General features: G+C 70.1%; 9 protein-coding genes. 5 read left to right on the top strand and 4 right to left on the bottom strand.

What is annotated here, in order from left to right; translation table 11 throughout:
* Both QAA18_RS11875 and tldD read left to right on the top strand, forming a co-directional pair.
* Positions 1-1,055 (top strand): AsmA-like C-terminal region-containing protein (locus QAA18_RS11875; protein WP_279413191.1); only part of this gene is annotated, 1,055 nt, incomplete at its 5' end.
* Positions 1,056-1,108: 53 nt separating this feature from the next.
* Positions 1,109-2,569 carry a metalloprotease TldD gene (tldD, locus tag QAA18_RS11870; protein WP_279413190.1) on the top strand — a complete coding sequence of 487 codons (1,461 nt, stop codon included), beginning with the start codon at positions 1,109-1,111 and terminating at the stop codon, positions 2,567-2,569.
* A gap of 79 nt (positions 2,570-2,648) precedes the next feature.
* Here tldD and yjgA read toward each other — a convergent pair whose 3' ends face one another.
* Positions 2,649-3,173 carry a ribosome biogenesis factor YjgA gene (gene yjgA, locus QAA18_RS11865; RefSeq protein ID WP_279413189.1) on the bottom strand — a complete coding sequence of 175 codons (525 nt, stop codon included), beginning with the start codon at positions 3,171-3,173 and terminating at the stop codon, positions 2,649-2,651.
* A gap of 16 nt (positions 3,174-3,189) precedes the next feature.
* On the opposite strand from yjgA, the gene pmbA reads away from it, so the two are divergent.
* The 3 genes from pmbA to QAA18_RS11850 all read left to right on the top strand — a co-directional run bounded on the left by pmbA (position 3,190) and on the right by QAA18_RS11850 (position 5,493).
* Positions 3,190-4,566 carry a metalloprotease PmbA gene (gene pmbA, locus QAA18_RS11860; protein ID WP_279413188.1) on the top strand — a complete coding sequence of 459 codons (1,377 nt, stop codon included), beginning with the start codon at positions 3,190-3,192 and terminating at the stop codon, positions 4,564-4,566.
* Between the two features lie 85 nt (positions 4,567-4,651).
* A complete protein-coding gene (locus QAA18_RS11855) occupies positions 4,652-5,068 on the top strand; it encodes a DUF4870 domain-containing protein (RefSeq protein ID WP_279413187.1) in 417 nt (138 codons plus the stop codon).
* Positions 5,068-5,493, top strand: a complete 426-nt coding sequence (locus QAA18_RS11850) for a DUF4870 domain-containing protein (RefSeq protein ID WP_279413186.1) — start codon at positions 5,068-5,070, stop codon at positions 5,491-5,493. The genes QAA18_RS11855 and QAA18_RS11850 overlap by 1 nt, the downstream gene beginning before the upstream one ends.
* Positions 5,494-5,517: 24 nt before the next feature.
* On the opposite strand, the gene QAA18_RS11845 is transcribed toward QAA18_RS11850, so the two are convergent.
* From QAA18_RS11845 to QAA18_RS11835, 3 genes are all read right to left on the bottom strand, one after another.
* A complete protein-coding gene (locus QAA18_RS11845) occupies positions 5,518-6,879 on the bottom strand; it encodes a M48 family metalloprotease (RefSeq protein WP_279413185.1) in 1,362 nt (453 codons plus the stop codon).
* Positions 6,880-6,971: 92 nt separating this feature from the next.
* Entirely contained in the window at positions 6,972-8,804 is a 1,833-nt protein-coding gene (locus tag QAA18_RS11840) for a CHASE2 domain-containing protein (protein WP_279413184.1), read from the bottom strand.
* A gap of 21 nt (positions 8,805-8,825) precedes the next feature.
* On the bottom strand, positions 8,826-9,210 hold a 385-nt coding region (locus QAA18_RS11835; protein WP_279413183.1), incomplete at its 5' end, for a polyprenyl synthetase family protein.

Here is a 9,210-nt window from a genome sequence, read left to right as displayed (position 1 = left end):
AAGGCCAGGCGCTGCAGTTGCGCCTGCAAGGCGATGCCATCGCCGGCAACGTGCGCATCCCAGACGCGGCCGGCGCCACCGTCGCCGGCAGTTTCGACCACGTCAGCTGGCCGATGCCGCCGCCCGATGCCGGTGCGAAGGCGATGGCGTCGGCAAGGCCCGAGGACAAGCCCGCCGCCACCGATCCGGCAGGCGTGCCGCCGCTGTCGTTCGACATCGGCCGACTGCAGGTCGGCGCCGCCGTGCTCGGCGCCGCGCGGCTGCGCACGCGACCGGTGCCGGCCGGCATGCGCATCACCGAGCTGCATGCCGAAACGCCGCGCCAGCGCGTCGACATCGCCGGCGACTGGCTGGGGCAGGGCGAGGCGGCGCGCACCCGCCTGCACGCCAGCACCGAAAGCGACGATTTCGGTGCGCTGTTCTCCGGACTCGGTTACGGCGGCCAGCTCGACCAGGGCGAAGGCAAGCTGGTGCTCGATGCGGCATGGCCCGGCGCCCCGGCGGACTTCTCGCCGCTGACCCTGGACGGCACGCTGTCGCTGGACGTGCGCGATGGCCAGCTGGTGGAGATCGAGCCCGGTGCCGGGCGCGTGCTCGGCCTGCTCAGCATCGCCCAGCTGCCGCGGCGCCTGACCCTGGATTTCCGCGACTTCTTCGACAAGGGCTTCGCGTTCGACACCCTCGCGGGCGAGGTCAGGATCGGCGACGCGAAGGCGTCGACCCAGGGTCTGGTGATCGCCGGTCCTGCCGCGGAGATCGCCATCCGCGGCACCGCCGACCTGCGCGCGCAGGCCTTCGACCAGACCATCGAAGTGGTGCCGCGCACCGGCAACCTGCTCACCGCGGTCGGCGCGATCGCCGGCGGGCCGGTCGGCGCCGCGATCGGTGCCGCCGCCAATGTCGTGTTGCGCAAGCCACTGGGCGAAATGGCCGCGCGCACCTACAAGGTCACCGGCCCGTGGAAGGAGCCGAAGGTCGACGTCATCGACCGCGGCCCGCCGGTGCAACCGCAACCGCCCCAGCCTGCGCCGCCGCCGGATCCCGCACAGGGTTGATCCAGGCCGTCATCGCCCGCACATCTGTTCCAGTCGCCGCCGTGGAAAAACGCATGTCCCTGCCGCTACAGATTGCCGAAACCCGCCTTTTGCTGCCCGCCGGGCTCGACACGGGCGGGCTGGACCGCGCGTTCGGTACGCTGCTCGGGCCCGGAATCGATTTCGGCGACCTGTATTTCCAGCACGCGCGCCGCGAAAGCTGGACGGTGGAGGATGGCATCGTCAAGGACGGCGCGCATTCGATCGAGCAGGGCGTGGGCGTGCGCGCGATTTCCGGAGAGAAGACCGGCTTCGCCTATTCCGACGACATCGATGCGGTGGCGCTGGCCGACGCGGCGAGATCCGCGCGCGCCATCGCCCGCGACGGACGCGAACTGCCGCCGCGCGCACTCGTGCGCGGCGATGGACGCGCGCTGGCATCGGCGAGCCTGTATCCCGCCGTGGACCCGGTCGACGGCCTCGGCAACGAGGACAAGGTCGAGGCCCTGCGTGCGCTGGACCGCTTGCTGCGCGCCGCCGATCCGCGCGTGCGCCAGGTCGTGGCCAGCCTCACCGGCGGCGTCGACACCGTGCTGGTCGCGCGCAGCGACGGCGTGCTCGCCGCCGACGTGCGCCCGCTGGTGCGGATCAACGTGCAGGTGATCGTCGAACAGGACGGGCGCCGCGAATCCGGTTTCGCCGGCGGCGGCGGGCGTTACGGCTACGACCAGCTGTTCGCCGACGGCAAGCCGGAGAAGTTCGCGCGAGAAGCGCTGCGCCAGGCGCTGGTGAACCTCGAAGCGGTGGACGCGCCGGCCGGCGCGATGCCCGTGGTGCTCGGCCCGGGCTGGCCCGGCGTGCTCCTGCACGAAGCGGTCGGCCATGGCCTGGAAGGCGACTTCAACCGCAAGGGCACGTCCACCTATGCCGGCCGCATCGGCCAGCGCGTGGCCGCGCCGGGCGTGACCATCGTCGACGACGGCACCCTCGACGGGCGCCGCGGCTCGCTCAACATCGACGACGAAGGCACGCCGACCAATTGCACGACCCTGATCGAGGACGGCGTGCTCGTCGGCTACATGCAGGACACGCTCAACGCGCGGCTGATGGGCGTGGCGCCAACCGGCAACGGACGCCGCGAATCCTTCGCCCACCTGCCGATGCCGCGCATGACCAACACCTACATGCGCGCGGGCACCCACGATCCGCAGGAAATGATCCGCGCGGTGAAGCGCGGCCTGTACGCAGTCAATTTCGGCGGCGGCCAGGTCGACATCACCAGCGGCAAGTACGTGTTCTCGGCGACCGAGGCCTACCTGATCGAAGACGGCAGGATCACCGCGCCGGTGAAGGGCGCCACCCTGATCGGCAACGGCCCGGAAACCATGCAGAAGGTGCGCATGGTCGGCAACGACCTGGCGCTGGACGAAGGCGTGGGCGTGTGCGGCAAGGCCGGGCAGAGCGTGCCCGTGGGCGTGGGCCAGCCGTCGCTGCTGGTCAGCGAGATCGTGGTGGGCGGGACGGCGGCGTCGTGAGCACGGGAATGAAGGGAATGAAGGGAATGAGGGGAATGGGCAGCGTCACGCCCACCATTCCCCTTATTCCCTTCATTCCCTATTCCCCTGCTTCAAGCGCCTCGCGCACCTCCCGGAACAGCTCCCGGAACGCCCGCGGCGGCTTATTCCTCGCGCGTTCTTCCAGCGTGCTACGCACCAGTTGCCTCAGGCGCTGGCGATCCGACGCCGGGCGCGCCGCCAGGAATTCGGTGAGCGCCTCGTCGCCTTCGGCCAGCAGGCGCTCGCGCCACGCTTCGGCGCGATGCATCAGCGCGGTCTCGCGCCGCGCGGCCTCGCCGCCGGCGTCGAGCGCGTCGCGGATCGCATCGAGCACCTCATCGTCCTCGCGCCGCATCTGCTTGGCCAGGAACGCGACCTGGCGCTTGCGCGCGACGTGCGCGGTGATGCGCCGGGTCTCGGCGATGTGCGGCAACAGCGCTTCGGGCACCGGCAGCTTCGCCAGCTGCGTCGGGGTCAACGCGGCCAGCCGTTCGCCCAGCGCCAGCACGTCCAGTGCCGCCCGCCGCTGTTCGCTGCGGCTGGGCGACAGGAATTGCCCGGTGTCTTCGTCGCGTCCTCTCATAGCCACAGGATAATCCATGAGCGATCCGCAACATCCGGCCCCCGATGGCGGCCGCGACCGCCTCGACCGGCTCGAGGCCATCGCCGGGCAGCTGCTGGAGCGCTGCCGCCAGCGCGGCGCCAGCCAGGCCGAGGTCAGCTGCAGCGAGGAACACGGGCTCAGCGTGGACGTGCGCATGGGCGAAGTGGAAACGATCGAGTCCACCCGCGACCGCGGCATCGCCGTCACCGTCTATTTCGGCAGGCGCAAGGGCAGCGCCAGTACCGCCGACCTGCGCGACGAAAGCCTGGAAGCCACGGTGGAGCAGGCCTGCGCGATCGCGCGGCACACCGAGGAGGATCCGGCCGCGGGCCTGGCCGACGCGGAACTGATGGCCAGGCCTGGCGCGGATGGCCGCTTCCCGGACTTCGACGGCTGGCATCCCTGGGACATCGACGCCGCACGCGCCATCGAACTGGCGCTGGCCTGCGAGCAGGCAGGGCGCGACGACGCACGCATCAGCAACTCCGACGGCGCCTCGGTGGGCAGCAGCACGTCACTGGGCGTGTACGCCAACTCGCATGGCTTCGTCGGCCGCGAACGCGGCACCCGCCACACCATCGGCTGCGCGCTGATCGCCGGCCAGGGCGACGACATGCAGCGCGACGGCTGGTACACCACGGCGGTCGCACGGGACGGCCTGGAAAGCGCGGCTGCGGTCGGGCGCAAGGCCGCCGAACGCACGGTTGCCCGCCTGCAGCCGCGTTCGGTGGCCACCGGCGCGATGCCCGTGCTGTTCTCCGCCGAAGCGGCCCGTTCGCTCGTCGGCCACCTGCTCGGCGCAGTGTCGGGCGGCGCGTTGTACCGCAAGGCGAGCTTCCTGCTCGACAGCGCAGGCACCCAGCTGTTCCCGGACTGGTTCGCCATCGACGAACTGCCGTTCCTCGCGCGCGGCCTGAATTCGGCCGCCTTCGACGCCGACGGCGTGGCCACGCGCGAAGCGCCGCTGGTGCGCGACGGCGTGCTGCAGCGCTACGTGCTGGGCAGTTATTCGGCACGCAAGCTCGGCCTGCAGACCACCGCCAATGCCGGCGGCGTGCACAACCTGGAAGTGGCCGCCAACGCCGGCAGCCTCGCCGACATGTTGCGCGGCATGGGCCGTGGCCTGCTCGTCACCGAACTGATGGGGCAGGGCGTCAACGCCGTTACTGGCGACTATTCGCGCGGCGCCGCCGGCTTCATGGTCGAGGAGGGGGCGCTGGCGTACCCGGTCGACGGGATTACCATCGCCGGCAACCTGAGGTCCATGTTCCGTGCGATCGAGGCCGTAGGCAGCGAAATCGACCCGAGATCGCATGTCCGCACCGGGCCGATCCTGGTCGGCCGGATGACGGTGGCCGGGGCCGCGGGCTGAATGCGTGGCCCTTGACGCCACGGGCCAGTCCACCGACATTGGCCGCTGGCGCCGGAGGGGCGCCCAAAGGGAGGGAAGCGACACAATGAACGATATCAATCCGGCGCCCGTAGACGCCGAAAGCGGCATCCCGGCCGAAGAGCGCCAGTGGGCGATGTTCGCGCACCTGTCCGCGCTGGTCGGCGGCATCGTCACCGCGGGTTGGGCCGGCAGCATCGGTTGCTTCATCGGCCCGCTGGTGATCTGGCTGATGAAGAAGGAGACCATGTCCTTCGTCGACGACCAGGCCAAGGAAGCGCTGAACTTCAACATCACCGTGGCCATCATCTTCTTCGTGCTGTTCGTGCTGACCCTGCTCACGCTGGGCATCGGCATCCTGCTGACTGGCCCGCTGATGATCCTGGTCGGGTTGGCCTGGCTGGTGTTCACCATCATCGCCGGCATCAAGGCCAACGGAGGCGAGCGCTACCGCTATCCGTTCACCCTGCGGCTGGTGAAGTAATGTCGACGGCGATTCCTTCGCCGGGCGAACGCCAGTGGGCAGCGGTTGCCCACGTGGTGGCGCTGTTGCTGGCCTTGTGCACGAGCTGGGTGGCCGGCGTGGCCGGCATGCTCGGCGCGGGAATCGTCTGGCTGGTCAAGCGCGATGCGTCGCCTTTCGTGGCGGCGCACGCGCGCGAAGCCTTCAATTTCAACTTCAGCATGTTCCTGTACGCCGCGATCGCGACCGTCATCGCGTTCGTGCTGGTCGGCGCCACGGTCCTGACCCTGGGCCTGGGCGCGATCCTGACCGTGCCGGCCGGCCTGGTGCTGGCGCTGGTGATCTGCGCGGTGGCGCTGATGTGGCTGGTCTGCAGCCTGGTCGCCGCTTCGCGCGCGTGGAACGGACAGCCGTACCGCTATCCGTTCACGCTGCGCCTGTTCTGAAACCGCAGGGGCCGGTCGCCCGGCTCAGTTGCGTTCCGCGTAGGCCTTCATCCCCGGCGCGCTGGCGGTGTCGATCCGGTCGAGCCGGTCGTCCAGCGGTGGGTGGGTCTTGTACAGCTGCGCCAGCGACGCCGACTGCGTGCCGAACGCCGTCATCTTCTGCAGCACCGCGTACAGCGCCAGCGGGTTGAAGCCCGAGCGCGCCAGGTAGACTTCGGACGCTTCGTCGGAGCGGAACTCGGCTTCGCGGTCGAGGCTGGTGACCATGACCTTGGCGCCGAACTTCGTCGCGTAGTCCTTGGCGAACGCGCCGGCCAGGCCGCCGCCGACGTTGACCTGGCTGGCGACCAGTTCAGTGCCGGCCTGGGTGATGCCCTGCTTGTGGATCACGTGGTAATGGTCGCGCTGGACCACGTGGCTGATCTCGTGGCCGAGCACGGCAGCCACTTCGGCATCGTCGACCAGCAGTTCGTACATGCCGCGGGTGATCAGCACGTATCCGCCGGGCGCGGCGAAGGCGTTGATCTCCGGCGAATCGATGACGCCGAAGGTCCACGGCAGGTCCGGGCGGGTGGTGTGCGAGGCCACCCAGCGGCCGATCAGGTTCACCCGCTGCTGGGCCGCCTGGTCGTCCCACAGCGGCGCCGCGCCCAGGATGCGGCCGGCGATTTCCGGCCCGAGCGCGGCTTCCTCGGCGGCAATCTCTTCCTCGGACTTGCCCACGGCCTTGTCGGCGACGTTCAGCGCCGAATCGCCCAGCGCCGAACCGTGCCCGGTGAGCGAGAGCAGCCCGCGCGCAAAGCCCAGGCCCGTGCGCTTGGCCTTCTGGGTCGCAGCCCCCTTCTTTTCCTCCTGCTTCGGAAGCTCCTTCGGGTAGGCCACTTCCATCGCCACCCACCCGTGGCTGCGCGCGGCGGCCTCCGCCTCTTCCGGCGTCGCGCGGTTGGCCTCCAGCTTCGCCAGCTGGTCCTGGTCCAGGTTCGCCGACTGCAGGTTGCTTTCGTCCAGGCCGCGCACGCCCGCCGTCTCGGTCACCCGGCCCTTGCCGGCCTTGCCGGTGAACAGCGCACGCACGTTGGCATCGCCGCCTTCCTTGCCCGCATAGGCCATGCGCACGTCGTTGACGCGCACGAAGCCTTCCTTGCCGTCGGCCGTCGTCACCTTGAACCACAGGCCCTGCTGGCCGGCGACCTGCAGTTCCGCGTTGCGTTCCAGGGTGGCCACCGAGGGCGACTTGAAGTCCGGGGCGGCGTGCACCTCGACCTTGGACTTGTGCACCAGCGCCGCCATCGTTTCGGCGAGTGCCGGCATGGCCAGCAGCGCCAGTGCGCAGGCGGGCACGAGGACCAGGTGGCGGAGACGGGACGCGTGCGGGATCGGCTTCATTGTTCATGCTCCTGGAGCGGTCAGGACATCGTGTAGGAAACGCAGTGTCGGGCGATGGGAGGCCACCTTTCGGGGGCCTATTCATCTTCGCATCAGTCTTCCTCGTCGCCGGCGAAGGCATCATGGTCCGACAACGGCCGTTCGGCGATCGCCGGCGTCGCCAGCAGGCGGCCGAGCACGCTGCACACGCGGGCGCGGGTATCGGACAGCGACTCGTCGTCGCCGACGGCCTCGCTGACCAGGCTGGCCACGCGCACGCTGCCGTCGTCGGGGAGGATGTCGTCGTGTCCGGCCAGGTGCTCGCGCAGTGCGCGCAATTCGGCCTGGGCGCGTTCGGCGACGTCGGCCTTGTCCTGGCCGCTCCAGATCAGCACGTTGACGTCGAGCAGGGATTCGTAGAGCCAGTGCTTGTATTCGACGATGCCCTCGATCACCACCGCGCTGCTGTGGGTGTAGACGAAGCCGCGCAGCCGCCGCCGGTATTCGCGGATGCGCCGGCCGAGAATGGCCTCGTCCAGGCCTTCGTCCGGTACGAAGCGCAGCCGCGCCAGCGCCAGCCAGCGGTCGGTGTCGGGATCGAACTGCGGGCGGTAGTCGTCGTTGCCGATCGAGTAGCCGCGCTGGGTGGCGGCGTAGCTGCGACACAGGCCGAACACCAGGCTGCTGAAGCCGAGTGCGGCGAAGATGTCGAAGAACACGCCGAACGCGGTCAGGCCGATGAACGCGAGCGCCACCAGCAACAGGTTGCCCGCGACGAAGATCGCGTCCATGTCCCACGACGGTTCGCCGCGCCAGAACACGAAGCCGGTGAGCGCCACCAGCAGGCCGGCCAGCAGGTACTTGAACATCGGCGGCGGCATCCAAATGCCGCTGTCCATCAGCAGCGCTTCGATCGCCTCGGCATGGACCTGCACGCCTGGCATCGCCGCGTCCACCGGCGTCGGCTTGGCGTCGTTGAGGCCCGCGGCGGTGTAGCCGACCATCACCACCGCGCCGTCGAGGTCCGGCGGCGTGCCGGCCACGTCGCAGATGGGCGCACCTTCGATCAGGTCGACGGCGCTGACGTAGGGCATCTTGTGCTCGGTGCGCCAGTTGATGCGCACCGATGCCGGGAATGACGCCGGCGGGCGTCCACTGGCCTGCGCCGCCAGCGCCAGCGAGATCGAAGGCAGGGCCCAGTCGCCGTACTCGCGGCGCAGGGTGACGTCGCGCATCAGGCCGTCGTCGTCGCGGTCGGCGTCGAGCAGGGCGCTGTAACGCGCCATCGATTCGCCGTACGGCCACAACAGGACGATGCCCGGCCCCGGGCGTTCGGGTTCGGGCACGATCGCGAATGCGCCGGGCGCCTGCGAGATCGGCAGCTGGTTGTCCGTGCCGGCGAACGACTGCGGCGGCAGGGTCGACCCGAAGATGAAGCGGCCCGCGCCGCCTTCGGCCATCGCTTCCAGGATCGCGTCGCCCATCGGGTCGACGGTGGACGGCTCGATGAACTGCACGTCGTAACCGGCCGCGTGCACGCCGGCGCGATCCAGCGCGTCGAGCAGGTCGGCGTGGCGCTGCCGGCTCCACGGCCAGCCGCCCAGGCCTTGCTCCCGGTAGTACTCGATGGAGCAGTCGTCGATCTCCACCACCGCGACCTTGCCGGAAGGTTCCGGTTCGAACGGGCGCATGGTGATGACCTGGTCGAAGATCGCGTTTTCCGCCGATGCCAGGCTGCGGTCGTGGTGCCAGTCCCAGGCCAGCCACGCCAGCGCGAGCAGGGCCAGCACCGGATACCAGTTGAAGCGCAGGCGCCTCGCCATGCGCGCGTACGGGCGCCGGTATCCGCGCTCGAATGCGCCCCAGCGGGTGATGAAGGTATGGCCCAGCCAGGCCATCGTGGCTTCCACCCGTGCCCACAGCCGCTCGTGCAAGCCCTTGCCCATGTCCGCCTCCCCAGGCGTGGATCAGTGATCGCGGTCGATCGCCTGCCGCCCCAATGTCGCCAGGTCCGCCGCGCGTTCCCCGAACGGCGCCAGTGCTTCCCCCATCTCCGCGCGCAGCGCGTCCAGCCGCGCGCGCGAGGCCTCGATGCCGAGCAGCGCGGGGAACGTTGCCTTGTCCTGGGCCAGGTCCTTGCCGGCAGTCTTGCCCAGGACGGCGCTGTCGCCCTCGATGTCGAGCAGGTCGTCGCGCACCTGGAACGCCAGGCCGAGCGCCTCGGCGAAGCGGTCGAGCTGCGCGCGCGTGCCAACGTCGACGCCGGCGGCTATCGCGCCCATGCGCACCGATGCGCGCAGCAGCGCGCCGGTCTTCAGCGCATGCAGTCGCAGCAGCGCGTCGACGTCGATG

Origin of the sequence: Luteimonas sp. 8-5 (genome assembly GCF_029763755.1) — a bacterium.
Classification (GTDB): domain Bacteria; phylum Pseudomonadota; class Gammaproteobacteria; order Xanthomonadales; family Xanthomonadaceae; genus Cognatiluteimonas.
This window is presented reverse-complemented; position numbering and strand designations above follow the sequence as displayed.